Genomic DNA, 506 nt, shown 5'->3' with positions numbered 1-506 from the left:
TCTTGGAATCAGGCATCTGCCGTGAATTCGTTGCTGTTTTGACGGATTCAGCCCCACGTCACGGGGCATTTTCCTATACCAGGAAGGTGCTATGTCCACGCTCTTATGTCGCCAGTGCATTTACTACGTTGCTTTTGGTCTCACCGTAATTCCCGTTGCAGCAACGGCTGGTGAGTTAGTGGTTCATCACGTCCCCGAATTTCGGGTGCATGTAACGGAGATGCCAAAATCAGTGGCAGGAATGTCTGTGAATAAACTTGTAAAATGGGCGCATGCTGGAGATCCTGCAGCAGAAAATGCCTTAGGTGTGCACTATTTTTATGGGAGAGGGATTCCAAAAAACCAGCAAAAAGCAGATATCTGGTTTCGTAAGTCGGCAGAATCCGGAAACGCCAATGGGGCTTTTCATCTGGCCTTCGCCTACAACTTCGGCGAGGGTGTACCAACCAACACGCATAAAGCCGTTTATTGGTGGCAACAATCTGCAAAAGATCGCAAGAAATGAG

Annotated in this window: 1 protein-coding gene; it reads left to right on the top strand. The window is 48.4% G+C overall.

Annotated elements, in window-relative coordinates; translation table 11 throughout:
- The first annotated feature begins 91 nt into the window (after positions 1–91).
- Positions 92–505: a tetratricopeptide repeat protein gene (locus BLW97_RS19860; RefSeq protein WP_024894753.1), complete on the top strand. Its 414-nt coding sequence runs from the start codon at positions 92–94 to the stop codon at positions 503–505.
- Position 506: the final 1 nt, after the last annotated feature.

The organism is Acidithiobacillus albertensis, assembly GCF_001931655.1.
Taxonomy (GTDB): domain Bacteria; phylum Pseudomonadota; class Gammaproteobacteria; order Acidithiobacillales; family Acidithiobacillaceae; genus Acidithiobacillus; species Acidithiobacillus thiooxidans.
The sequence above is the reverse complement of the archived record's forward strand: the minus strand, read 5'-3'. Positions and strand labels throughout refer to the sequence as shown.